26 protein-coding genes are annotated in these 23,668 nt (G+C 29.8%); 11 read left to right on the forward strand and 15 right to left on the reverse strand.

Going from position 1 to position 23,668, the window contains the following annotated elements:
* Positions 1 to 83: 83 nt before the first annotated feature.
* From EO083_RS00870 to fliY, 10 genes are read left to right on the forward strand one after another with little or no spacing between them, the layout of a single operon-like run.
* Positions 84 to 1,031 (forward strand): hypothetical protein, encoded by a 948-nt coding sequence (locus EO083_RS00870; protein WP_126992341.1) that lies wholly within the window; start codon positions 84 to 86, stop codon positions 1,029 to 1,031.
* Entirely contained in the window at positions 1,028 to 3,289 is a 2,262-nt protein-coding gene (fliK, locus tag EO083_RS00875; protein ID WP_126992342.1) for a flagellar hook-length control protein FliK, read from the forward strand. The genes EO083_RS00870 and fliK overlap by 4 nt, the downstream gene beginning before the upstream one ends.
* A complete protein-coding gene (locus EO083_RS00880; protein ID WP_126992343.1) occupies positions 3,264 to 3,932 on the forward strand; it encodes a flagellar hook assembly protein FlgD in 669 nt (222 codons plus the stop codon). The genes fliK and EO083_RS00880 overlap by 26 nt, the downstream gene beginning before the upstream one ends.
* A 5-nt stretch (positions 3,933 to 3,937) precedes the next feature.
* A complete protein-coding gene (locus tag EO083_RS00885) occupies positions 3,938 to 6,052 on the forward strand; it encodes a flagellar hook-basal body complex protein (protein ID WP_126992344.1) in 2,115 nt (704 codons plus the stop codon).
* Between the two features lie 19 nt (positions 6,053 to 6,071).
* Positions 6,072 to 6,284: a flagellar FlbD family protein gene (locus EO083_RS00890; protein ID WP_164723676.1), complete on the forward strand. Its 213-nt coding sequence runs from the start codon at positions 6,072 to 6,074 to the stop codon at positions 6,282 to 6,284.
* Positions 6,284 to 7,072 (forward strand): motility protein A, encoded by a 789-nt coding sequence (locus EO083_RS00895; protein WP_126992346.1) that lies wholly within the window; start codon positions 6,284 to 6,286, stop codon positions 7,070 to 7,072. Before EO083_RS00890 ends, EO083_RS00895 begins: the two co-directional genes overlap by 1 nt.
* Before the next feature lie 2 nt (positions 7,073 to 7,074).
* Complete coding sequence (locus EO083_RS00900; RefSeq protein WP_126992347.1) at positions 7,075 to 7,941, forward strand: flagellar motor protein MotB; 867 nt, start codon at positions 7,075 to 7,077, stop codon at positions 7,939 to 7,941.
* 11 nt (positions 7,942 to 7,952) lie between these two features.
* Positions 7,953 to 8,477, forward strand: coding sequence for a flagellar basal body-associated FliL family protein (locus tag EO083_RS00905; protein WP_126992348.1), 525 nt, complete (start codon positions 7,953 to 7,955; stop codon positions 8,475 to 8,477).
* A gap of 13 nt (positions 8,478 to 8,490) precedes the next feature.
* Positions 8,491 to 9,483: a flagellar motor switch protein FliM gene (gene fliM, locus EO083_RS00910; RefSeq protein ID WP_126992349.1), complete on the forward strand. Its 993-nt coding sequence runs from the start codon at positions 8,491 to 8,493 to the stop codon at positions 9,481 to 9,483.
* Entirely contained in the window at positions 9,483 to 10,583 is a 1,101-nt protein-coding gene (fliY, locus tag EO083_RS00915) for a flagellar motor switch phosphatase FliY (protein ID WP_126992538.1), read from the forward strand. Before fliM ends, fliY begins: the two co-directional genes overlap by 1 nt.
* A gap of 26 nt (positions 10,584 to 10,609) precedes the next feature.
* On the opposite strand, the gene EO083_RS00920 is transcribed toward fliY, so the two are convergent.
* From EO083_RS00920 to EO083_RS00955, 8 genes are read right to left on the reverse strand one after another with little or no spacing between them, the layout of a single operon-like run.
* Positions 10,610 to 11,635, reverse strand: a complete 1,026-nt coding sequence (locus EO083_RS00920) for an AAA family ATPase (protein ID WP_164723671.1) — start codon at positions 11,633 to 11,635, stop codon at positions 10,610 to 10,612.
* Positions 11,583 to 12,128, reverse strand: a complete 546-nt coding sequence (scpB, locus tag EO083_RS00925; RefSeq protein ID WP_126992350.1) for an SMC-Scp complex subunit ScpB — start codon at positions 12,126 to 12,128, stop codon at positions 11,583 to 11,585. The genes EO083_RS00920 and scpB overlap by 53 nt, the downstream gene beginning before the upstream one ends.
* Positions 12,129 to 12,131: 3 nt before the next feature.
* Positions 12,132 to 12,785: a segregation and condensation protein A gene (locus EO083_RS00930; RefSeq protein WP_126992351.1), complete on the reverse strand. Its 654-nt coding sequence runs from the start codon at positions 12,783 to 12,785 to the stop codon at positions 12,132 to 12,134.
* Entirely contained in the window at positions 12,785 to 13,387 is a 603-nt protein-coding gene (locus EO083_RS00935) for a CBS domain-containing protein (RefSeq protein ID WP_126992352.1), read from the reverse strand. Before EO083_RS00935 ends, EO083_RS00930 begins: the two co-directional genes overlap by 1 nt.
* A gap of 36 nt (positions 13,388 to 13,423) precedes the next feature.
* Positions 13,424 to 14,359, reverse strand: coding sequence for a YncE family protein (locus tag EO083_RS00940; protein WP_126992353.1), 936 nt, complete (start codon positions 14,357 to 14,359; stop codon positions 13,424 to 13,426).
* A complete protein-coding gene (coaBC, locus tag EO083_RS00945; RefSeq protein WP_126992354.1) occupies positions 14,322 to 15,488 on the reverse strand; it encodes a bifunctional phosphopantothenoylcysteine decarboxylase/phosphopantothenate--cysteine ligase CoaBC in 1,167 nt (388 codons plus the stop codon). The genes EO083_RS00940 and coaBC overlap by 38 nt, the downstream gene beginning before the upstream one ends.
* Position 15,489: 1 nt before the next feature.
* A complete protein-coding gene (gene panB, locus EO083_RS00950) occupies positions 15,490 to 16,287 on the reverse strand; it encodes a 3-methyl-2-oxobutanoate hydroxymethyltransferase (RefSeq protein WP_126992355.1) in 798 nt (265 codons plus the stop codon).
* Positions 16,288 to 16,343: 56 nt separating this feature from the next.
* Entirely contained in the window at positions 16,344 to 17,090 is a 747-nt protein-coding gene (locus EO083_RS00955) for an MBL fold metallo-hydrolase (RefSeq protein WP_126992356.1), read from the reverse strand.
* A 66-nt stretch (positions 17,091 to 17,156) separates the two neighbouring features.
* Here EO083_RS00955 and EO083_RS00960 point away from each other — a divergent pair, with 66 nt between their 5' ends.
* On the forward strand, positions 17,157 to 18,125 hold the full coding sequence (locus tag EO083_RS00960) for a polysaccharide pyruvyl transferase family protein (protein WP_126992357.1): 969 nt from the start codon (positions 17,157 to 17,159) through the stop codon (positions 18,123 to 18,125).
* On the opposite strand, the gene EO083_RS00965 is transcribed toward EO083_RS00960, so the two are convergent.
* From EO083_RS00965 to EO083_RS00995, 7 genes are read right to left on the reverse strand one after another with little or no spacing between them, the layout of a single operon-like run.
* Positions 18,122 to 18,886: an ABC transporter ATP-binding protein gene (locus EO083_RS00965; protein ID WP_126992358.1), complete on the reverse strand. Its 765-nt coding sequence runs from the start codon at positions 18,884 to 18,886 to the stop codon at positions 18,122 to 18,124. The two genes, EO083_RS00960 and EO083_RS00965, sit on opposite strands and share 4 nt — an antisense overlap.
* Complete coding sequence (locus tag EO083_RS00970) at positions 18,870 to 19,406, reverse strand: transglycosylase SLT domain-containing protein (protein ID WP_126992359.1); 537 nt, start codon at positions 19,404 to 19,406, stop codon at positions 18,870 to 18,872. The genes EO083_RS00965 and EO083_RS00970 overlap by 17 nt, the downstream gene beginning before the upstream one ends.
* Positions 19,407 to 19,416: 10 nt before the next feature.
* Positions 19,417 to 19,761 (reverse strand): divergent PAP2 family protein, encoded by a 345-nt coding sequence (locus EO083_RS00975; protein ID WP_126992360.1) that lies wholly within the window; start codon positions 19,759 to 19,761, stop codon positions 19,417 to 19,419.
* Between the two features lie 12 nt (positions 19,762 to 19,773).
* The gene (locus EO083_RS00980; RefSeq protein ID WP_126992361.1) at positions 19,774 to 20,181 is read right to left on the reverse strand and encodes an ATP-binding protein; all 408 of its coding nucleotides are present in this window, start codon (positions 20,179 to 20,181) and stop codon (positions 19,774 to 19,776) included.
* Positions 20,181 to 20,972 (reverse strand): epoxyqueuosine reductase QueH, encoded by a 792-nt coding sequence (locus tag EO083_RS00985; RefSeq protein ID WP_126992362.1) that lies wholly within the window; start codon positions 20,970 to 20,972, stop codon positions 20,181 to 20,183. The genes EO083_RS00980 and EO083_RS00985 overlap by 1 nt, the downstream gene beginning before the upstream one ends.
* Positions 20,973 to 21,422 (reverse strand): D-aminoacyl-tRNA deacylase, encoded by a 450-nt coding sequence (dtd, locus tag EO083_RS00990; protein ID WP_126992363.1) that lies wholly within the window; start codon positions 21,420 to 21,422, stop codon positions 20,973 to 20,975. It lies immediately after the preceding gene.
* Complete coding sequence (locus EO083_RS00995) at positions 21,419 to 23,545, reverse strand: RelA/SpoT family protein (protein ID WP_126992364.1); 2,127 nt, start codon at positions 23,543 to 23,545, stop codon at positions 21,419 to 21,421. Before EO083_RS00995 ends, dtd begins: the two co-directional genes overlap by 4 nt.
* Between the last annotated feature and the right edge of the window lie 123 nt (positions 23,546 to 23,668).

The raw sequence follows: 23,668 nt of genomic DNA on the forward strand, positions 1-23,668 counted from the left end.
AACTATGCGCCTCATTTTTTTAAGGAAAAGTGTTTGATTCTATAGAAAAATACTATGGACAAAGTATAACTTGGAGGGTTGATATGGAAAAAAAAGGAAAATTCCTAAAATTTTTAGTTGCATTTATTATAGCTGTTTTGTTTTTTTCTAATTTAATATTTATTTCCTATTTTAAGTTTCAGCTAAATCAAGTTTATGGAATTGATGAGGGAATTTTTTCTAATTTTAAAAGTTATTCAGCTTACTTATTGTCAAAAATACCATTGGTAAATAAATACGTTAAATATGAACCTTTAAGTATAAATGAGCCAAAAAAATATTTTGAAGAAGTTTTGGAAAGCTACAAGAAAAATATTGAGGAATTGATAAAGCAATCTGAGGAAAAATTAAAAGAGGCAGAAAAATTAAAGCAAGAAAATGAATTATTATATAAAACATTAAAGTCAATAGAAGATGAATGGAAAGAAAGAAAAATTAAAGAAGAAATTTCGAAAGTTGAAGTGATTAAGAAAGTTGAAAATTTAGATAGTTTAGTTGAAATATTTAAAAATGGTGATTCAAAAGAACTTTTGCCTTTAATGAATAGCGAGAAAGTTGATGTAAAAACTTTAGCTGTTGTATTTCAAAAACTTTCACCTGATTTAAGAAGTGAAATGGTACAATCTTTGGCCTCGGTAAATCCGACAAAAGCTGCATCGGTGGTTAATACAATATACAATGTTGAAGAAATTTTAAATGAAGTTAATAGTAAAATAAAGGAATTAGAAGATTTTTACGCAAAATTGTATGAAAGAGAAAGCCAATTAATATCACTCGAAGGTTTCAATAAAGCAATAAAAAGTTATATTTTAAGTTTAACAGAAGAAGAAATAAAAGCTTTTATAAATCAATATAAAGAATCTCCAAAGATAGTAGCCTACTTATTATCTAATTTAGAACCTAGCAAATCAAGGAATATACTTAAATGGTTGAAAGAAAATAATGAAAAATTATTTATTGAGATAATAAAACTTGGTGGTGGGATCGAATGAACTTTTTAATGCAGATTGTTAATATAAAAAAAGATGCAAATTTAAAATTGACAACCAATGAAAAGATAAAAGATAATCAAAACTTTAAAGGTTTTGAAAAAGCGCTGATTGAAACAAAAAAGAAAGTAATGGCTAATTTTCTTTCTAAAAGAGTATTTGAAATGTCTAGTAACATGAAAAAAGAATTAACAACTCCTGCTATGGAGTTAAAGAAAGCTATAAAGAGCTTATCATTATCTAATAATGAACAAAATGAAGCTGGGCAATTAAATAAGTTAGGTGGAAAAAATGCATTTATTAAGAATGATACTAACAAAGTTATAGAAGAAAATACTAAAGCACTGGATGCAGAGAAAAGAATAGTTATTGAAAATAGTAAAATTCTATCATTGAAAAAATTAGAAGAAAATTCTAAACTAAGTGATAAAGAATTCGAAACTAAAATAAGTAAAAAAGATCGATATTTTATTTTAAAAGAAATTAAAAGTATTAGCAAAAAGGTTATTGTTGATGAAAGTAAAAATAAGTTATCAGTTAAAACAAATTTAGATTCAAGTATTGAAAATATCGATATAAAGAAAAGTAGTAATAAAAAAGAAATAAAAATAATTCCTAATTCTAAAGATAATAAAGCTAAAACTGAAATTGTTTCAAAAACAGATGTGGTAAAAAAACTAATAGTCAATGAAAGAAAATTAATAAAGGACGATAGATTAAAAAAGGAAATTTCGAAAGTTGAAGTGGCTAAAAAAGTTGAAAATTTAATTCAAAAAGATATCAAAGATAAGGTAATTGTTAAAGATAAAGATTTAAACGAAATTCAATTGGAAGATAAGTTTAAGTCAAAAATTCAATTTATTGAAGATTTAGAGCAAAAAATGAAGAGTGAATTAGGTGTAGAAAATGGAACTTTTTTAAAAGAAAAGAAGGTTGAAAATGATACTCAAAATTTTTATTCGAAAAAAAGTGATGAAAAGATTTATAGTCTGGAAAATAAAAAAATAATTAAAGATGTCTTGAAGAAAGAAAAAATAATTAGCAAGAATTTTGTGCATAGAGTTTTAAATATACCAGATAACAGTAAAAAAGCTGTTGTTATTAATGAAAAAGAAATAAATCTAAAAAAAGGTGAAAAACTAATAATTCTAATAGAACCCAGTAAGTTGTTAAATTTAGAGAGTAAAAGAAGTAAATATGAATATAAAAAAGCTTTGAAAGATAATTTTCATTCAAGAAAAATAACTTGGAACGATAAAATGGAGAGGATTCCTTTAGTTTTAAAAGCTGCTTTAAAAGATTTTGTAAAAGGTGGTAGTGAGATAAAAAGTAGTTTAGAACATTTGAATGTTAAGGATAATATCAAGTTAAAAATTTCAAGCAAAAAGTTTTTGATATTGGATAATAAAGTTAATGCTGATAAAGGTTTTTCAAATGATAGCACTATAAAAGCTGTTGTTTTACAACCTATGATAGTCAATATGTTTGATGCTCAAGAAAATTTTGAAAGTATTAGAAAATTGGATAATCTGATGTTGAAAAAAGAACACAGTGAGCATTTAAAAATTAGTTTAAAGTCTATAAAGAAAAATGTGGAAACTTTAAATGAATTAATTAGGAAAATGGAAAGTGTTTCGAAGAATAATAAAAGTGAGATAAATGTAAGGTTTGTTGTTGAAAGAGAAAATAAGATTTCAAAATTGAAAAGTGAATTTAGTGATATAAAACCAAAAGTGTCTAATAATATAAAAGAGTTTTATGCCAAAAAAAGTTACCAATCTCTTTCGCATATTGATGAAAATATTGTAAGGCCTGGTGATATACAAACTGGGAAAGTAGATTTAAATCAGAAGGTAAAAATTGAAACTCAAAATAGAAATATAGAGAATATTTACAAAAAAGTTGTTGAAATGATCAATTTTAAAGGAGAAATAGTTAAAGAAAAAGCGGTTATAAATTTAGAACATCCTGCTTTTGGAAAGATGGAAATAAATTTGGAAAAAATAAAAGATGAAGTAGTTGTAAAGTTTATATTTGATAATAGTGATTCCAAGGAAGTTATAGAAAAGGGATTGATTAATTTAAGAGAAAGATTATTAAATGTAGGTTTGGAGGTAAAAGAATTTAATTTAGAAGTTAAAGAAGAGCAAGAATGGTATGAGGATGAGAATCAGCAATCTAATGAAGAACAACAACAAGAGCAAAGGAGAAGACAAAAAAGGTGGGTGAAACAGAATGATGAATTGGGTTTCGATGGATAATATATACAATTTAAGTACAAATTCAAAAAAGCAAGAAATAAAAAAGGAATTAGACAAAGAAGCGTTTTTGGAACTTTTAGTAACTCAATTAAAAAATCAAGATCCATTAGAGCCATTAAAAGATAGAGAATTTATTGCCCAAATGACACAATTGTCCACATTAGAACAGATTACTAATATGAGTGAGTCTGTGCAGAAGTTTGTTGAAAGTTCTGCTTCGTTGTACAGAGCCCAAGCTTCTTCCATGGTTGGAAAGTATGCAGTTGTAAAATCTAATGTGTTAGAGTTATCAAGGGGGTCAACATCGACCCAAGTTTTCAAATTAGAGTCTCCATCGCATGTTATTTTGAAAATTTACGATGAGAATGGAAAATTGGTTCGTCAAGAAGATTTAGGTAATTTGAGTGAAGGAATGCAGACCTTTCTTTGGGATGGAAGAAATGATGATGGTGTGATGCTTCCCGATGGGAAATATACTTTCAATCTTTATTCAGTACAACCTGACGGAAATTTAGAAGAAATTTCAGCTATGGATGGAGGAAAAGTGGAAGCAGTACAATTTAGGGATAACGATGTTTATGTTCTAGTAAATGGAAATTTATATCCTATAAGTTCAATAATAGAAATTTCGCAAGAGGGGTGAAATAGATGATTAGGTCAATTTATAGTGGTGTTACAGGGTTACAAGGATTTCAACAAGCAATTGATGTTGTTGGAAATAACATTGCAAACGTTAGTACAATTGGCTTTAAAGCTTCTAGGGTTACTTATGCAACAACCTTTTCCCAAGTATTAGAATTGTCTAAAAGAGCTACAGAATTAACAGGAGGTACAAATCCAAAGCAGATTGGTTATGGTGTTAAGGTAGCATCTATTGATAAAATCATGTCACAAGGAAGTTTTCAAAATACTGGAAAGAAAACTGATTTAGCAATTCAAGGAGATGGCTTTTTCATTTTAAAAGATGGTTCAGGAAAGACGTATTATACAAGGGCTGGTAATTTTGATTTGGATGTAAATGGTACCTTAGTGCAAGCATCTTCAGGACTCAAACTACAAGGATGGGTCGCAGAACCGGATCCAGAATCTGGAAAGAGATTTGTTGATACTAATAAACCAATATCAGATATTCAAATTTCTGCAGGTCTTTCAATGGCTGCAAAAAAAACATCTTATATGACTGTTGCTAACAATCTTGATGCAAGAGTTGGGCCTAGTAAAACAGTTATGACACTTTCTGGTTATGGAGGAAATTCTGTAGATGTAAAAATACTTTTTGACCGTGAAAGTGGAGCATTGCAAGAGCCATTCTCAGATTACCAGATCTATAGAGCAAAGGTTTATAGTGGAAGTGATGATTCTGTTGATGGGGAAATTTATATTAAATTTGATAAATTTGGAAATGTAGTTCAATCTGGTGCGATAAAGCAATCACTTTCTGCAACAGCAACGACTGATGGAAGCTTAACTTTGAACAATATTCAACAAGATGATGGAAATTATACGTTTATTATTAAAGATGTAAACGGAAATATTTTGGACGTTCAAACTTCGAGTGTTTCAAGCGGTAATGCAACAATTTCATCTGAAAAAATAGTTAATGGTGGAAATTATATCGTAGAAATAGCAAACGATGTTGTTGACTTGCAAACTCCTGGGTATGTATTATCAACCGAAACTCCAACTAGTGTTGCGGCTAACCAGATAGACTTTACGTATAATGGAACAACTACTACTTCACCTGTAAAAGTATTTGTAAGGGATGGAGATGGAAATGTAGTAGGAGAGTATAGCTTAGATAATATAACAAATGGAAGTTCATATAGTTTATCAGGAGTATTTAATGCAAGTGGAGCATATACAATAGAAGTAGTAAGAGAAGATACTGTTAATAGTGTAGTAGTACCTGGTAGTGGTGAACCTAGATTTTATGAGGCAGATAATCCAACAAATTTTGCAGTTTCTGAGTTTAATTCTCCATTTTATACAACTTCTGTGCAAGTTTATGATACATTGGGAAATGCCTATACCTTGTATATAGATTTTGTAAAGCTTTCGGCAAATTACTATGATGGTACAGATACTTTCAAAAATGCTTGGGCCTTTAGAGTGAGAAACGCAAGTGGAGAAAATATTAAATATCTTTCTAATTATGAAACAGGCCAAGAAATTACTAGTGGAACAGCTGGTGTTATGACATTTGATGAAAGCGGAAGATTTACTGGAATTTATGCTTTCGATCCTTCTACCGGTAAGGTAAATAGAGGTGAATCAATAGATGCTATAAAATTTGATGCTGGTGAAAATGGAGATGGAGAAGTAAAGATAAAGTTAAATTTGACAGGAATAACTCAATTTGCAGCAACTTCTGATGCTTATGTTACGGAACAAAATGGTAATGCTCAAGGAACTTTAGAATCTTTCTCAATAGCTGAAAATGGAGATATAATTGGAACATTTAGTAATGGGCTTACCGATAAATTGGGAAAAGTAGCACTTGCTATATTTAATAATCCAGCAGGTTTATTGGAAGCAGGAAATTCACTATATACAGAAAGTGCAAATAGTGGAGGAGCTATAATTAGACAACCAGGTTTTGGGGGATCAGGGTCTTTAATATCAGGTGCACTAGAGATGTCGAATGTAGACTTATCAGAAGAATTTACAAAATTAATTATTGCGCAGAGAGGTTTTCAGGCTAATGCTAGAGTTGTAACAACTGCTGACCAAATTCTTCAAGAAGTTGTTAATTTGAGACGATAATAATTGAGGAGTGATTTTTATCATTTTGGTTACTTCATTATCAGGGCAGCAATTTTATTTAAATGCTGACTACATTGAAAAAATAGAAGAACTTCCTGACACTACAATAACCTTGTATAACGGTAAAAAATATATAGTGTCAGAAGATGCTAAAACAGTTATAGAAAGAATTATTGAATACAAAAAGAAAATTTTAAATATTCCTCCTTTATTTAAGGATGGTGATGAGTAATGGATATAGCGTTAATTGGTGGTATTGGTATAGCTTTTGCTATGGTTGTTTTTGGAATTGTTTCTGGTGGTGGAGATTTTGCAGCGTTTATTAATATTCCGTCCATTGTTATAGTTATAGGGGGTTCTATTGGTGCTGCAGTTGCAGCAAATCCAAAAGATATAGGTTTTAAAATTGTTCAAATAGCCCTTGAAGCTTTAAAAGAGCCGAAAACTGATTATGTTAATTTGTTAAAAACACTTGTATCTTTGTCAGAAAAGGCAAGAAGGGAAGGTCTCTTATCACTTGAGGAAAATATAGAGCAACTTGATGATCCATTTATGAAAAAAGGTCTTCAACTTTTAGTTGATGGTACAGAACCTGAAGTTTTAAAATCAATGCTTGAAATAGAAGTTGAGGTTGCTAGTAATGAGATGAATTTGAAGAAAGGATTATTTGAAGCAATTGGAGCTTATGCTCCTGCATTTGGAATGATAGGAACTTTGATAGGGCTGATACAAATGCTTAAAAGTCTTAATGACCCTAACTCGTTAGGACCTTCAATGGCGGTTGCATTGATTACAACATTGTATGGTTCTATAATGGCAAATGCAATGGCACTTCCTATAGCAGAAAAAATTGCAAAAAGGGTAATAAGTTTTGAAATGGAAAAAACAATGATTTTAGAAGGAATTTTGTCGATTCAAGCTGGTGAAAACCCAAGAATATTGGAGGAAAAATTAAAGTCATTCTTACCAGATGCTGTAAAAGCTCAGTATGAAGCAGCTACTCAGGAGGCGGGCGCATAATAATGGCTAAAAAACAAGAATGTCCTAAGGGTGCTCCGCTCTGGATGACAACATACGGAGATATGGTGACCCTTTTGCTTACATTTTTTGTTTTGTTATTTGCAATGTCAAGTATTAGTCCAGGAAAATTTCAACAGGTTGCAGTTGGATTAACATCGGCATTAAATGGTAATCCACCAAGTGTACTTACAGGAGGAAAATCTTTGCAAACTGAGCCTTTGATATCTCAAAACCCGGGTGTATATCAGGAAATATTGAAAATTTCTGAAGAGTATAAAGGAAAAGTAACGGTAGAGGAAAGAGACGAAGGTACATTAATTACAATTAGCGATTTGGATATATTTAATCCTGGTAGTGCACGTTTAACAGCCGAAGCAAAAAAACTATTGGAAAAATTAGGAGCAGTAATTATTGAACATACAACAAATGTTTTAGAAGTATATGGATATGCTAATGAAATTCCTGTGCCAGAAAATTCTATTTACCAATCAAATTGGCATTTAAGTGCAGCTAGGGCATCAAGTGTTGTTTACTTTTTTACTACAGAGCTAAAGCAAAAGAGGACACTTGAAAGAATTGCAGATATACAACTAGGAAGATTTGATCCAGATTACTATTATGCAGCTGAAAGATTTCTTCCAATTGGCAAGGGAGATATTGAAATTCAAAAGGAAATAAAAGCTTTAAGAAATTTATACGAATTTGAACTTGAAGAGATGAGAAAAAAATTAGTTGCTGGAGAAATTACAAGAGAAGAATGGAATAATTTTGTAGCAAAAAAAACTGAAGAAACAGATAATAAAATAAGGCAATTGAGAGATAAATATAGAAGAATTGATATTTTAATAAAACGTGAACTTGCAAAATAGGAGGGATTTTGATGCCAGAAGAAGAAATCCAAGAAGAACAACAACCTAAAAAAAAGAAAGGAATAATGGGGTTATTAGGACCTATTTTGATACCGCTTGTGATTTCATTAGTTGTTAGTGTTGCGGTGGTAATGTTTTTGGGTAATAATACTCAAGTTCAGCCGGAGAAAACAACAACTACGACCACTACGACAACAGTTCCAATAAAAGCAGTAGTTATTCAACCAGGAACCTATCAGACATTTATGTTAAAAGGTGGTAAAGAGGTTGCTGTAATTGATTCTCTATCTTTTAAAGTTGGAAGTGATCAATGTAGAAGTTTAATTGCTGAAAAAAATGATGAAATTATGGATGCATTAATGTTGATATTTTTGAGTAAAGAAAGAACAGAAATAAATACTCCAGCTGGAATTGAACTTTTAAAAAAGCAAATTAAAAACGCTGTAAACGAAATTACCGGCTTTGTTGGTGAAAAAGAAAAGGAAGGGGTAATTGATGTATATTTGTATATAAAGGCTGTTAGTTCCGTCCAATAATTGAGGTGATAAAATGTCTGATGTTTTGAGCCAAGAAGAAATAGATCGATTACTGCAAGCGGTTAATCAAGGAGAAGTATCAATTGAAGAAGTAAAAAAAGAAGAGGAAGAAAAAAAAGTAAGAACATATGATTTTTTAAGGCCTAGGAAATTTTCAAAGGAGCAAGAGAGAACTTTACAAATGCTCCATGAAAATTTTGCAAGGAGCCTTTCAACATATTTTTCAGGACGTCTCCGTAATTTTGTAGCAGTTGATTTAGTTGGTCTTGATCAGATGACCTATGATGAATTTGTAAAATCAATTCGTAATCCTTCATATATAGCCGTTTTCTCTGCAAAAGAATTTGTTGGAAGTGCAATTTTGGATATAGATTTAGAAATATTTTTTGGGGTATTAGAAATATTATTAGGAGGACCTGGTATGAATGTGGAAATTAACAGGCCTCCAACAGATACTGAAATTGAAGTAATGAGAAAAGAAGTAGTAAATATCTTAACTAACTTGGCCCAGGCATGGAGCACTGTTTATTCTTTTACGCCGGTTATTGAAGCAATTGAAACAAATCCACAATTTGTCCAAATTGTTGCTTCAAATGAAATGGTTCTTGTAATTACATTGTTTTTAAAGATAGGAAATATTGAAGGATATATTAATATTTGTTGGCCATCATCTTTGATTGAACCGATTGGTGAAAAATTAACTACTCAGAGTTGGTTTAAGACCAAGCAAAAAATAGTTTCTGAAGAGGACATGAAAGCATTACGTGAAAATCTAGCGAGAACAATTGTTGAACTTTCGGTGGCTGTTGGTGAGACTAATTTAACACTCTGGGATATACTGAACTTAGAGGTTGGAGATGTTATAAGATTAGATACTTTTAAAGAAGATCCTTTAAAAATTAAATTAAATGGTAAAGATAAATTCTTAGGTGTTCCAGGAGTATTTAAAGGAAAATATGCGGTAAAAATTGTTGAGGTTCTCGATGATGAGGAGGAGATAAGATGATGGGTGATGAACAATTTTTATCCCAGGAGGAATTAGATTCATTACTTAATCAATTAAATGAAGATGAGAATTTAACTGAGATAGAAAAAGATATGTTTGGTGAAATAGGAAATATAATAATGGGAAGTGGAACTACTGCGCTTTCAACTTTGCTTGGAAGAAAAGTTGATATTACTGTTCCAACAGTTGATTTGAAAAAAATATCAGAAATAAAAAAAGAAGTTACAGGAAAAAATGCAGTAGTTTCCATACATTTTAAGGGTGCAATAGAAGGTCTAAATGCTCTTATTATTCCGCAGATATTAGTTGCGCAAATAGCAAACATAATGATGGGTGGAACGGGAGAAGTTGAAAATGAAGAAGTTGATGAAATTTCATTAAGTGCTGTGTCAGAGGCTATGAATCAGATGATGGGAGCTGCAGCGACTTCCCTTTCTGATATGTTAAAGAAACCAGTTGATATTACTCCACCAACTGTTGAATTGATTGATTTTGATGGGGACAACGTTGATTTCCCACCTATTGCAACTAGTGATGATGCAGTTGTAGCTAAAGTTAATTTTAAACTTGTTATAGAAGGTTTAGAACCAGCTGATTTCTTTTTAGCAATGTCTCCAGAATTTGTTAAAAAGTTATATAGTATGATTTTTGGCGAGAGCGAAAAACAGGAAAAGGTAGCTTCAAATGCTACAGAGGCCTCTTCATCTACTTCTACTCAAAATTATGCTGAGCAGCCTGCTTCAACTACAAAAAATGTGGAAAAAAATCCTGTTTCAGTTTCTCCGGCACAATTTCAATCTTTTGAAAGTGGTGGAACAGTAAAATCAACAAGGGAAATACCTGATAGAATCCAAGCACTTCTTGACATTCCACTTAATGTTGTTGTTGAGCTTGGAAAAACGAAACTTACCTTAAAGCAAGTTATGGAATTATCAGTAGGATCTCTAATTGAGTTAGATAAGCTTACCGGTGAACCGGTTGATATTATTGTAAATGGTAAACTAATTGCACGTGGTGAAGTTGTAGTAATTGATGAAAATTTTGGAGTAAGAATTACGGAAATTGTAGCACCGCAGGAGAGATTTTATACACTAGAATAACTCCCTTCAGTGACGAAGGGAGTTTTTTAATATGATATTTTTTCAAGTATTTTATCACATAACTTTCCTTTATAACCATCCTCATTTGAAAGCTCACTTAGTAATCTAACTAGGCTGAAAAAGCTGTCTTTTGGAACAGAATTTGAAAATTTGATTAAATTTCCTGCAATTATTTCTGCTTTTTCATATAATTTTTTTGCATTTTCTTCATCAAGATTTGAAAAAAAGTCAATTATTCTTAGAATTATTGAATTAGCTTCGTGAAGTTCTAATTTTTCTGGTATGATTCCTTCCATTAACAATTGATTTGCTGTAGGAATATTTAAGAAGAGGTTTTCCGTAAATATTTTTGCTGCCTCTGGCCCTAGGATTCCCGAAGCAAGTTGATATCCAAAAGTTTTTTTCTCCTCATCGGAAAGTTTTTTGAATACATTTCCAAGCTTATGCCAGCTTCTTGGACTTGGTTTTATGGTTGTCTTTAGTGATATATGATTTGAGGAATATAAAAATTCAGGATTTTTTTCAATAAATTTTATTATTTCATTTGGAATATCATTTTTTTGTGCCCAATTTAACCATTCTTCAAGGTCAGGAGTAATTTCAAGAATAAAGAATCTTGACAAAAATGCTGGATCAGTTATTAAATCCACCTGGTCATACTCTTCATCTGGAGGATTCATAGAAGCAACAATCCAAGTACCTTCTGGTAATATGTGATTATGAATTCTTTTGTCAACAAGGAGTTGCATAATAGCATTTCTTATACTTCTATGAGATCTATTAATTTCATCTAAGAAAAGTATTGTTTGATTATTTTTAGGCCACCAATCAGGTTCAAGAAAAACTGTTTTATCTTCTTGTCTTGAAGGTAAACCTATTAAATCTCCAGGTTCCATTTGTGAAAGAACCAAAATAATTAATTCTTTGTTTGTCTCACGGGCAATTTCTCTAATTATATCGGTTTTACCTACACCAAAATGACCAACTAAAAGTGGAATTTCACCGCTTTCCATTATTTTGCGAGCTAGAGTTTTTGCTTCCAAAAGTGTCAAGTTGAGCACCTCCCAGTTCTCCGATGAGTTCTTCTATTAGTGTTTCTTCTTTAAAAGTTTCAGTTAAACTGTATATATAAGATCTTCCACTTTTTTTTCTTTTAATTACACCGCTATAGAGTAGCTGTTTTAAAATATTTGTAGAATCTTTTCCACGAATTCCGTCTATCTCCTTTTTAGTTGCTTCTTTTTTTGTTGCAAGGAGTATTGCTATTTCAAGTTGTTGATTGGTGAGAGTACTTAGAGAACGCCTTTTTACAACTTTTTCAATATGTGAAGAATACTGCTTTTTCGTGTAAAATTTTAAATATCCATCTATGTTTTTTAATTCAATTCCAGATTCAGAATTATTGTTGTATTTTGAATAGAGATGTTCTATAATTTTGTTTATTTCATCTTGATTAATATTTGTTAATTCGTTTAGTTTTTGCATTGATATTCCTTTTGAGGCAAATATAATTGCTTCGATTAGTGCAATTTTTTCTTTTTCCATAAATTATACACTCCTAATGTAAAATTCTTCATCTAGGACTATTTTTTTTAGTTTAATTAACTCTAGTATAGCAAGAAAATACATTATAATTTCATACTTGCTATTTAGGTTTTTAAGAATTTCATATAAGTTTTTGTTGATATTAGAATTTAGAACTTTACTCATTATAGTTTCGATTGTAATTTCTTCTTTTTTGATTTTGTAGACTTTTTGTTTTAATTCAACTTCTTTTATAGCATTTTTTATTATATCTTTTAACTTTTTTTCATTAATTTTTGGAAAAACAGCTTTTACAGAAACTGGTATTTTTTCAATATTTAAATTTTCGTTATTCTTAACTTTTTCTACTAAATCTTTTAAGGCTGCATATTGCTCAACTTGAGAATAAAATTTTTCTTTGGATATTTTAAAAAACTCATCCTCACTGCTTCTTGGTAGAAGACTTTTTGATTTTAACTCCATTAAATAAGAAGCAGTGACGATAAATTCAGAAGTTATATTAAGATTTAAATTCTTCATTTGTTGTAAATACTCATAAAACTCATCAGCAAGCTGAGAAATAGGAATATCTCTAATACTTAACTTTTTCTTTTTTACTAAATAAATTATTAAATCTAATGGACCTTCAAACTCTTGGAATTTAAATACTAATTCCATTAAAAACCTTCTTCTTCAATGATAGAGATATATTTAATATTATAGATTTCAAGCAGATTTGCTACTGACTCAGGATCTTCACATTGAATTTTTATGGAAATTTGTCTTTTATTCTCGTCTTTAAGGGTGAGAATAGATAAAATGTTCATTTTGTTGTTTGCAAGAACGTCTATTACTCTTTTTAATTCACCGGGTTTATCTTCAAGTTCTAAAATTATTCTTGTTCCTTGTTCATCCATTGCTGAAAGTTCAATAAATGCTTCAAGTACTTCTTGGACTGTTAAAACTCCAATAACTTCTGCGTTATTATTTACAACAGGAAGAACTTGATCTTTGTTTTCTATTAACATTAGTGCTGCTTCTTCAACATTTGAGTCTTCAACTACATAAAAATCTGGGAAAGTTACATACATATCGATTTTTTCATCGAGCTCCGAATCTCTGATACTTGATTTGTAAACAACACCTTCAAATTTATCGTTTTCATCTAATACTATACAGTAATCGCAGGAAAATTCTCTCATTTTTCTTAAAGCATTTCCTATTTCTTCGTCTTTTTTTACTGTCGGAAAGTGTTGTAAAACCCATTTTTTTACATTCATATTTTGACCTCCTCTTTTTACAAAGTAAATATTTTTTTAGAATTCAAATATGTTTATCTCTCCATTTTCAGCACAGACAACGGCTATTTTGCCTTTGTAACTAAAAATTTCAATGGGGAAATCACCAGTATCAAATTCTTGTGTTTTTTTATTATCAAATATTATAAGCTTATTGTTCGATGCAGAGAGAATGTATAGTTTATCGTTTATAACTTTTGCGTAAGTTGGTTGATAATTTAATCTTGCTACCTCTTCTATTTTACCACTTTCTATGCTGTAAATTGTATTACTAAACATTGAAGCAAAGTAAAGTTTTTTATTCCAGATTATTGCGAATGATATGTAAGGTTCGGATTTATACAATTTCTTTTTATCAATTTCTAAAATATTTCCCCCTCTTGTATCTATTATAAAGTTATCTACTAATAATGAAGGCGTAGTAAGGTTATAATTATAAATTTTTCCTTGGTATTCAAAATCAATATTGTTTTTCCAAATATATAATCCAATTGGTTTGCTTTTGTAAAAATAGAAATAATTTGGTGTTGAGACAAATTTGTGATAGTATATTAAGTTTAAATTGAAGTCATAGCCAAATAGGTTCCCCTCAGAATCAAGAATGTAAATTATGCTATTAATACGATTGTAGAAGATTGGTCTATGCTCAAGTCTTTTTATATATTTTTTTGGATTTTTTAAATCAATTAGGATTATCTCTTTTCCGACAGTATCAACAATGAATAAATTATTTTTGTCTGTATAAGATATTGCAGGATAAACTCCAACATTATTAAATAGATATTTTAACTTGTTTGTTTCTAAGTCATAAATATATACCTTTCTTTCTATAGAACTTGTTAAAACAATATAATTTTCAAATTGTGTGTTTCTAAATGTGTATTTTAAGCCTGTATAAAAAGGAAAAATTAAAGTATTAATTGTTAATAATATTAGTAAGAATATCTTTTGCAACTTTTTCTTTGCTCCCTTCAAGTTGTATTACTTTATCTTTAGAAATTAAAAATGCACTTGAAAAATCACTTCCCATCACTTTATTTGCATCATTTGCAATGATATAATCAGCATTTTTTGAAATCAATTTTTGTTTACCATATTCTATTATATTATTTGTTTCAGCTGCAAATCCGATAATAATTTGATCGCTGCGTTTTTTTCTTCCAAGTTCTTTTAAAATATCTTTTGTTCTTTCAAGTTCTAAAACAAAATTATTTTCTGATTTTTTAATTTTTTCTTTTGATTTTACTTTTGGGGTGTAATCAGCTACAGCAGCAGTCATTATTATAATGTCATAATCTTTAAATTTATTCATTACCTGAGTGTACATATCGTGAGCAGTTTTAACTTTTATAAATTCATCTATAAAATATGGTGGAGTTAAATTTGTTGGTCCCGAGATTAAAGTTGTATATGCTCCCATCCTTTTTGAAATTTTTGCAATTTCATATCCCATTTTTCCACTTGAATAATTTGAAATGTATCTGATTGGGTCTATTTCTTCTCTTGTTGGCCCAGCAGTAACTAAAACTTTCTTACTAGATAATCTTTTTTCTTCAAGCATATTGTATATTGCTTCAGTAATTTTTTCATTTTCCGGGTATCTTCCTTTACCTACATCACCGCATGCTAAATGACCACTATCGGGTTCTACAATAAACCAACCCAAATTTTTCAATTTTTCAAAGTTTTCTTGAGTAAATTTATTTTCATACATCCGAGTATTCATAGTTGGGATCAAAATTTTTGGAGTTTTTTCAGGCAATGCCAAAATTGTTGTTGTAAGTAAATTATCTGCAATTCCAGAAGAAATTTTGGCAATGGTGTTTGCTGTAGCTGGTGCAAGAACAAATAAATCAGCTTTTTTTGAAAGTTCTGTATGTATAATCCATCCATTTTTAACATTAAATGTATCTGTATATACGGGACAATTACCAACTGCTGAAAAAACAACCGGAGAAATCATTTTAGTTGCATTTTCAGTCATTATTATATCAATTTCAAATTTATTTTTTCTAAGTTTGCTAACTAAGTCTACTGCTTTGTAAATTGCAATTCCGCTTGTAACGCCAACAACTATGTTCAATTTATTTTCCTCCTTCTTCAAAAACGTTTTCTTTTGATGGAAAAGTTTTCTCTTTTACTTCTGCTTTGAACCTTTCGATTGCATTTAGCATAATTTCAAAGGTGTTTGCATACGTTTTAGAAAATTTTGGTTTAAATTCAGGATTTAATCCAACAATATCATGAAATACCAAAACTTGTCCATCACAATATCTTCCCGCGCCTATTCCAATAGTTGGTATTGAGAGTTTTTCTGTCACTTCTTTTGCAATGGTTTCAGTTACCATTTCAAGAACAATTGAAAATACTCCGCAATTTTCGAGTGCAAGTGCATCATCTAAAAGTTTTTTCTTTGCGCTTTCTTCTTTTCCTTGAACCTTATAGCCACCAAACATATTTAATGATTGTGGAGTAAAACCCAGGTGCCCCATAACTGGAATACCAATGTTTAAACATTTTTTGATTATTTCACAGTTTTGTGCTCCACCTTCAATTTTTACAGCATTTGCCCCATTTTTTATTAGTAACCCTGCATTTTTAACAGATTCTTCTATGTTATATCCATATGACAAAAATGGAAGGTCAGCTACAATAAACGAGTTTGGTGCACCTCTTCTTACTGCTTGAAGGTGTATAATCATTTCTTCGAGAGTAACCGGAATTGTTGAATCATATCCAAGAACGTTATTTCCCAAAGAATCACCAACTAAGATTATATCAACACCTGCTTTTTCAAGAATTTTTGCAGTTGGTGCGTCATAGGCAGTAACCATAACAATTTTTTCTTTATTTTTCATTTTTAATATTTTTTGTATTGTCATTTTAATCACACTCCTTATTAATATATTTTAACATAAAAAATACCCTCTAGTTTCTCCTAGAGGGTATTTTTTAGTAAATTTTCAAGACTCCATTTTAGTAATTCTGGATATTTTCTGTTTGTAAAATTTGGATCATTTTCTAAACTAGTCGAACTTATAGTACCATTTTTTAAATTTTTAATTTTTTGCAGATATTCTTTCATTAGCCTTACATCTGTGAAATTACCAATTTTCCCATGACCTGGAACAATATTAGAAACTTGTGGAAGGTTTTCAAGAGTATTTATCCAAATATCTAAATTACTATCACTTACTATTTCAGGATGAATATCAGTTATAACAGTATCACCGGCTATTAAAACATCTTCATTTTCTATGACGATGTATGATGAATCTGGTGTATGACCTGGACCATGATATACAGTTAATTTTACTCCATCCTCGTACTCAAAAAAATTATCAAATATAATGTTTGGAGGAACTATTTTTATATCTTCAAGTTCAAGTTGCATTAAATATTTTTCATCTATCTGCTCCATTAGGTTTCTTGTTAGTGAGTGGCCAATTATAGGGCAATCAAATGCAGAATTCCCAAATGTATGATCGGGGTGATAATGAGTGTTAATAACAAGAGTTATTTCTTTTCCAGAAATATCTTTTGAAAACTCTTTGATTTTTTCAGCTTTTTTTGGAAATAAAGATGTATCTACTAAGATGTTTCCTTTCTTTCCAATAATTAAAGTGCTATTTGATGCTAATTCGTTTTCAATGATATAAACCTTATTGTTTATGTTTTTTATCATAAAATACCCCCACTGTTTATGATATACTTTTCATAGAAATTATTCTCTATAAGGAGGTAATGTTCCTTGAAGAATGTTTTATTGATTGGATACTATGGCTATGGAAATTATGGTGACGAACTGATGAGGCAAAGTATAAAGGAGTTTTTGAGTGAAAAAAATTATAGAGTTATGGAATTATTACCAAAAGAGAAAAAAAAGTTGAATGAGTATAATAGATTTAATCCTTTGTCTATTGTAAGAGCTATTATAAAGTCTGATGTTGTAATATGCGGTGGAGGAGGAGTTTTACAAGACAAGACAAGTTTTAAAAGCTTTATGTATTATTACCTTCTCTTTAAAACGGTCCTTTTGTTTGGAAAACCTTTGGTATTTTTTGGAAATAGTTTTGGCCCTTTTTATAATTACACATCAAGGATTTTAATGAAAAATTTATTGGAAAGTAAGAAGTTATATATTTTTGCAAGAGATCCGGTTTCATATAGATATGCAAAAAATTTTAATAAAAATTCTTTTTTGTGTACAGACCCAGGTATTAGAAAATTAGGTAGCATAAAAGTGAAAAGTAGTAGAGAAAGTAATAAGGCAGTAATAATTCCAAGGAGAGTGAAAAATTATGTCCCACTTTTATTAACATTAAAAAGCCAGGGAATAGATGAAGTAGTGTATGTTCCATTTTCTCCGCAAGATGAGGTACTTGCTAAAAGATTATCGAATATTTCAATTAAAGGATTAAATTCAAGGTTTTCAAACCTTATCATAGAAGAGATATCAAGTAGTAAGATTGTTGTCAGTGAAAGATTCCATGGATCGCTAGTTTCAGCATTTTTGGGCAAGACATTCATTTCAATAAACGATGAAAAATTCAGAAGATTTTTTAATAGATATTCTAGTAGCAAAAGCCATTTTGCACATGATTTATTTGATGCAAGTTTGAAAGTTAAAGAGCTAGTAAATCCAAATATATATAAAAAGATGAAAGAAGATGCTGAAGAAATGTATGAAAAGCTTGAAAAACTTTTAGTAAATCTTTAGAAAGTCACTACGGGATAATTGTGTACAGGATGATTAATAACATAAAATTCTTTTTCATAGAGCTTTTTAATATTTTCTTTATTTATAACTTTTGATGGTGTACCTTCAAAGATTACTTTTCCGTCTTTTAATGCATATATATAGTCACAGTATTTTGAAGCAACATTGATGTTGTGGAAAGCTGATAGTACAGTTTTTCCATTTAAAGTAAGTTTTTTTAATATTTCAACTATTTGAATTGCATGTGAGATATCTAAATGGGCTGTTAGTTCATCAACTATTATTACAGGGGTTTCTTGATAAATACTCCTTGCTATTAGAACTCTTCTTTGCTCTCCGCCACTTAATGTGGAAAAGTATCTATCTTCGTAATCAGAGAGTTCTACCATTGAAAGGCATTCTTTTATTTTTGTTGAATCTTCGAAGGTATTAAAAAAGCTAGTTTTCTTATGTAGTGCTCCCATTTCAATTATATCTTTTACTTTAAATTCAAATGTAGGATTAAATTCCTGACGAACAAAGGAAATTTTTGACGCAATATACTTTCTTGAAAGTTTTCTAATATCCTTATCATAAAGTAATATTTTTCCAGAATATGGTTTTAACAAACCAGTTATAAGATTGAGGGTTGTTGATTTTCCAGCACCATTTGGACCAATTATCCCTACAAATTGTCCTTCTTTTATTTTTAAATTCAAATTTTTAATTCCAAAATTTCCGTATGAAAAATTTAAATCTATTACTTTAAGAATTTCTTTCATTTACACTTGCCACCTTTAACATTTCTTTGTACTTTGCAAGAATTTTCTGTGCATATTGTTCTTTATATGTTCCTCCATTATAGTGTTTTACAGCATCAGTTATATTATGGAATTTGTCGTATAAATATTTTAGATAATAACTACCAATTTTTATGTTTAGTTTAAAATCCCACAATATTCTATTCCAACCTTCTTGTGGTGTTGAAATGTTGTATAGATTTGCCACAAATTCTGCAGTATCCGGTTTTATTTGCATCATACCAAGTTCGCCATGCATTCCAATTACATTTCTAAACTCGGTTTCAACAATGATTATTGAAGTTATTAAAAGTGGATCAATTCCTGTTTCTTTTGAAGCATCTAAAATTGCATTTTCAATATTTTGAATTAAATCCTCATCGCTTGGGAGATTATATGCTTCTCTATAGTACTTTATCATATCTCTAAACCATTTTCCAGGTAGAGCAAATGTTGAAATTGTCATGATTATTAGTAAAAAGATAAGAAAATGTTTTTTCATGATCTTCCTCCTACTTTGGAATTATAAATGCAATGATTGTCCCAAGAATGAATCCAAGTATGGCTTCAATTAATGTGTGTCCACTATTTGGATCTACTTTTCTTCTTAAACCAACTGCATCAGAAGCAACTATTGATAAAAAAATTGCTGCTATCGCAGTTTCTGGTGAATTATAACCTGTTAACCTTGCAACTTCCCATGCCAAAGCTGCCGTTGTTGCAACGTGTGCACTCGGCATTCCGCCGTATCTTCCAAAACTTTTAATGTCTCTATATATTATTACCTTTAGTATTTGAGCACTTAAAAAAGCAAAAAAAGCAGCCAATAATGCTTTATTTGATAATAATTGGAGCATATATTTACACCTCTATATATTGTATTCTTTTTTAAGAAGTAGAAGATTTCCGCAACTTACATCTTTAAATTCCATAACATCAAATATTTTTTGGATTATATAAACTCCTAATCCTCCAGGCCTAATTTCTTCTAAAGGTCTTGGTTTGACTTTTGATGGATCAACTTTAGGTCCAAAATCTCTAAGATAGATTTCTAGAATATTAGGTTCAGTCCATTTTAACGTCATTTTAATAATTTTATCTTTTTCGAATTTGTATGTGTGCTCTATTATATTAGCAATTGCTTCATTAACTGCAAGTTCAGTATCAAATACATCTTGCTCATTAACAGATTTTTGAGATAAAAATTTTTGTACTACACTTCTTGCGATCTTAATATTTTCACTTTTTGAGAGAAAAGTAATTGAAATTATATCCATTATCCATTCCCCTTTAAAATTTGTATTTTTTGATTATAATTTCCAAATTTATTCCAACCTTCTTTTAAATTGTATTTTTCTTTAACAAAATTGTCAACGTATAAGATTTTTGGCTGAATAGCTTTAATTATCTCGATAAAGTTTTTTGAGAATATTTCAAAATTTTCTTTTGTTATTACTAATTTTTCAGGGAAAAGTGGTATATTAGTTATTCCGTATTCTTTTAGAATTTTTTTTGATTTTTCAATTTTTTCCTTTCTTTTATTTTCAAGTTCAATCTTAGAAAATATACAACCGCAATATGTCTGACGGTAAATATTTTGTTCTTTTATAAATTTTAAAGCTTCTTGGTATTCCTTTCCTTTTCTAAAATATGTTTCGATATATTTTACATTAACTTCCTGCTCTACTATTTTACCAATTTTATTTATTTTTTCCAAAACTTTTCTTGGAGAAGAAGTTAAAGTAGTTGCAAAAGAGTCAAAATTGTTTTTTTTAGCTGTTATTGCTGTATTTTTTAAAAGAAGATAAATACATTTATCGCATCGTGGGCTGTTAATACCAAGATTTTCAAGCCCTTTTACATGCTTAAAGTAAACTTCGGGTTCATATTTGCTTTCAATGATTTTTAAATTCCACATTTTTGCAAGTTTCAAAACTTCATTGAACCTTTTTTCATATTCATTCTTAGGATGGATATTTGGATTGTAAAAATAAATATATTTTATTTTTTCTTTCATATGAAAGTATGCAGGCACCAAATCTGGTGCGCAACATACGTGAAGAAGCAATTAAAACACCTTCTTTGAATCAAGTAATAAAGTTACAGGGCCATCATTTACTAAAGATACTTGCATATGTGCTCCAAATTCACCGGTTTCAACTTTTAAATTGTAGTTCTTACATGTGTTTACAAATTCTTCATAAAGTTTTTTGGCAATATCAGGAGATGCTGATTCAGAATAAGAAGGTCTTCTACCTTTTCTGCAATCACCGTATAAAGTAAATTGAGATACTATAAGAAGCTCACCTTTTATATCAAGCAATGAAAGGTTCATTTTTCCATTTCCATCATCAAAAATTCTTAAATTAATTATTTTTTCGGCAAGATATTTGACATCTTCTCTGTTATCATCTTTTCCGACTCCTAGCAATACTAAAAGTCCATTTTCTATTTTTCCAACTGTTTTTCCTCCCACTTCAACTTTTGCATTTTTAACCCTTTGTACTACAGCTCTCATCTTCTTCTCACCCTCAATATTCCAGATTTTTTATTTAATTGACTTATTATGTCATTTAGTTCATTTAAAGATTTTACCACAATTGTCAGATGTGCAAAGACTGAATTCCAATTTTTTGATTCATTTAATTTAAAACTTTTTACGTTTATGTTTTTTGAAACTAAGAGATTCATTATTTCGGCAAGTCTTTCGTTTTTGTCAAATTCAATTTCTAAGTTCGTTGAAAATTCATTTGAATCATCAGATAGCCATTTGGCTTTAAATAGTCTATCTTCATCTATATCTCTAATATTTTTGCAGTTAATTCTATGTATAGTTATTCCTCTTCTGCTTGCTACCCCTACTATTTCATCGCCTGGAACTGGCATACAACATTTGGCAATATGAATATCAATATTTGAAATTCCATCTATTTCTACGGCGTTTTTAATTTTTTTTGAGCTTCTTGTCTTTTTCTTATAATTTTTTTCTGGTTTGTTTTCTATTAGTTCCAGTAAATCATTAAAAGTAATACTTCCTTCGCCTATGCGTGTATAAAATTCATCAATATTCAAATTATGATTCTTTATAAAATCATTAACTTTTTCATGCTCAAGTAATTTTTCTATTGAAATATTCAATCTTTTAGATAGTTTCCTAATAACATCTTTTCCAGATTCAATTAGTTTTTCTTTTTCTTTTTCTCTAAAAAATCTTCTAATTTTTGCTTTTGTTCTAGGACTTTTAGCATATTTTAACCAACTAAGGCTTGGCCCTTTACTTGATTTGTTAACTAAAATTTCTACCACATCACCATTTTTTAGCTTGTAATTTATTGGAACAATTTTTCCATTTACTTTTGCACCTGCAAAATGGTGCCCTATTTCTGTATGTATAGCGTAAGCAAAGTCGATAACGGTTGATCCCAAAGGCATATGAATTATTTCACCCTTTGGTGTTAAGACAAATACTTCATCAAGTTGCAGTTCATTTTTAAGCTCGGAAAGGTTTGTACTTCCTTGAAGAAGTTCTTTTCTCCAGTCAAGAAGTTGAAGTAGCCATTTTTGCTTTAAATCAACGCTTTTTTCTTTGTAAATCCAGTGAGCAATTAATCCATATTCTGCTTCATTATGCATTTCTTCGTCTCTAATTTGAATTTCCAAAGGCTCTCCATATTGTGTTACAACTGTAGTATGGATTGATTTGTAACCATTTGATTTTGGAGCTGCAATATAATCTTTAAATCTTCCAGGAAGAGGAACCCAAATATGGTGTACTACTCCAAGAGCAGTATAACAGGTTTGAACATCTTTTACGATTGCCCTTATTCCAATAAGGTCATAAATTTCTTCAAATTTTTTATTTTTTTCTTTCATCTTTTTCCAGATACTATAGTAATGTTTATAACGCCCCTCAACCTTTGCATTTATATTATTTTCCATTAATGCAAGTTTTAATTGATTTACATATTCGTTTGTTCGCTCTTCTCTTTCTTTCTTTTTTTCAGCAACTAATTCTTTAATCATGTAATATTCCTTTGGGTATAAAACTTTAAAAGATAGATCTTCAAGTTCCCACTTTATTACATGAATTCCAAGTTTGTGTGCAATGGGGGCATAAACTTCAAGTGTTTCAAGTGCTTTATATCTTTTTTTATCTTCGTCTTCTACATATTTAATAGTTCGCATGTTATGTAATCTATCTGCAAGTTTTACAAAAATAACTCTAACATCTTCGGCCATTGCAAAAAGCATTTTTTGTATGGTTTCACTTTTTTTCTTTTGTTCAATGTTTCCAACAGGTGCATTAATCTTGCTGACCTTTGTTACTCCATCAACAATTAATGCAACCTCTTTACCAAACATTTCTTCAATATCTTTTAAAGTTACTTTGCCTTCACTATCTTCAACTGTGTCATGTAAAATACCGGAGATTATTGTAGTAATATCTAATTTTAATGATGCTAAAATTTTAGAAACTTCAATTGGATGAGTGATAAAGGGTTCACCAGATTTTCTGTAATAACCTTCATGGCCGTATTCAGCCAATTTGATTGCTTTTTTGATTTTTTCTTTTTCTTCGTTTGATAAATTTTTGTTGAGAACCGTTTCCAAATTTTTAATATATTCTTCAGCATTTATCATATTTAAACACTCCTTAACTCTTTTGGAAATATTTTAACACAAATTTTGCAAAGTGTGTTATAATAACCATTGAAATTGTTAATTTTGTATTTCTATGTCTCGATAAAAAAATTAAATGATGTT

The sequence above is a fragment of the Thermosipho globiformans genome (assembly GCF_003990895.1).
Classification (GTDB): domain Bacteria; phylum Thermotogota; class Thermotogae; order Thermotogales; family Fervidobacteriaceae; genus Thermosipho; species Thermosipho japonicus.

What these genes read in the sequence shown, in the direction of transcription:
- panB (WP_126992355.1), bottom strand. Translation starts at nt 16,287, where the DNA reads ATGACAATACAAAAAATATTAAAAATGAAAAATAAAGAAAAAATTGTT.
- EO083_RS00965 (WP_126992358.1), bottom strand. Translation starts at nt 18,886, where the DNA reads ATGAAAGAAATTCTTAAAGTAATAGATTTAAATTTTTCATACGGAAAT.
- EO083_RS00900 (WP_126992347.1), top strand. Translation starts at nt 7,075, where the DNA reads ATGGCTAAAAAACAAGAATGTCCTAAGGGTGCTCCGCTCTGGATGACA.
- EO083_RS00895 (WP_126992346.1), top strand. Translation starts at nt 6,284, where the DNA reads ATGGATATAGCGTTAATTGGTGGTATTGGTATAGCTTTTGCTATGGTT.
- fliY (WP_126992538.1), top strand. Translation starts at nt 9,483, where the DNA reads ATGGGTGATGAACAATTTTTATCCCAGGAGGAATTAGATTCATTACTT.
- scpB (WP_126992350.1), bottom strand. Translation starts at nt 12,128, where the DNA reads ATGGAAAAAGAAAAAATTGCACTAATCGAAGCAATTATATTTGCCTCA.
- dtd (WP_126992363.1), bottom strand. Translation starts at nt 21,422, where the DNA reads ATGAGAGCTGTAGTACAAAGGGTTAAAAATGCAAAAGTTGAAGTGGGA.
- fliM (WP_126992349.1), top strand. Translation starts at nt 8,491, where the DNA reads ATGTCTGATGTTTTGAGCCAAGAAGAAATAGATCGATTACTGCAAGCG.
- EO083_RS00980 (WP_126992361.1), bottom strand. Translation starts at nt 20,181, where the DNA reads ATGGATATAATTTCAATTACTTTTCTCTCAAAAAGTGAAAATATTAAG.
- EO083_RS00870 (WP_126992341.1), top strand. Translation starts at nt 84, where the DNA reads ATGGAAAAAAAAGGAAAATTCCTAAAATTTTTAGTTGCATTTATTATA.
- EO083_RS00885 (WP_126992344.1), top strand. Translation starts at nt 3,938, where the DNA reads ATGATTAGGTCAATTTATAGTGGTGTTACAGGGTTACAAGGATTTCAA.
- EO083_RS00975 (WP_126992360.1), bottom strand. Translation starts at nt 19,761, where the DNA reads ATGCTCCAATTATTATCAAATAAAGCATTATTGGCTGCTTTTTTTGCT.
- EO083_RS00930 (WP_126992351.1), bottom strand. Translation starts at nt 12,785, where the DNA reads ATGGAATTAGTATTTAAATTCCAAGAGTTTGAAGGTCCATTAGATTTA.
- EO083_RS00880 (WP_126992343.1), top strand. Translation starts at nt 3,264, where the DNA reads ATGATGAATTGGGTTTCGATGGATAATATATACAATTTAAGTACAAAT.
- fliK (WP_126992342.1), top strand. Translation starts at nt 1,028, where the DNA reads ATGAACTTTTTAATGCAGATTGTTAATATAAAAAAAGATGCAAATTTA.
- EO083_RS00935 (WP_126992352.1), bottom strand. Translation starts at nt 13,387, where the DNA reads ATGAATGTAAAAAAATGGGTTTTACAACACTTTCCGACAGTAAAAAAA.
- EO083_RS00955 (WP_126992356.1), bottom strand. Translation starts at nt 17,090, where the DNA reads ATGATAAAAAACATAAACAATAAGGTTTATATCATTGAAAACGAATTA.
- EO083_RS00970 (WP_126992359.1), bottom strand. Translation starts at nt 19,406, where the DNA reads ATGAAAAAACATTTTCTTATCTTTTTACTAATAATCATGACAATTTCA.
- EO083_RS00905 (WP_126992348.1), top strand. Translation starts at nt 7,953, where the DNA reads ATGCCAGAAGAAGAAATCCAAGAAGAACAACAACCTAAAAAAAAGAAA.
- EO083_RS00995 (WP_126992364.1), bottom strand. Translation starts at nt 23,545, where the DNA reads ATGATAAATGCTGAAGAATATATTAAAAATTTGGAAACGGTTCTCAAC.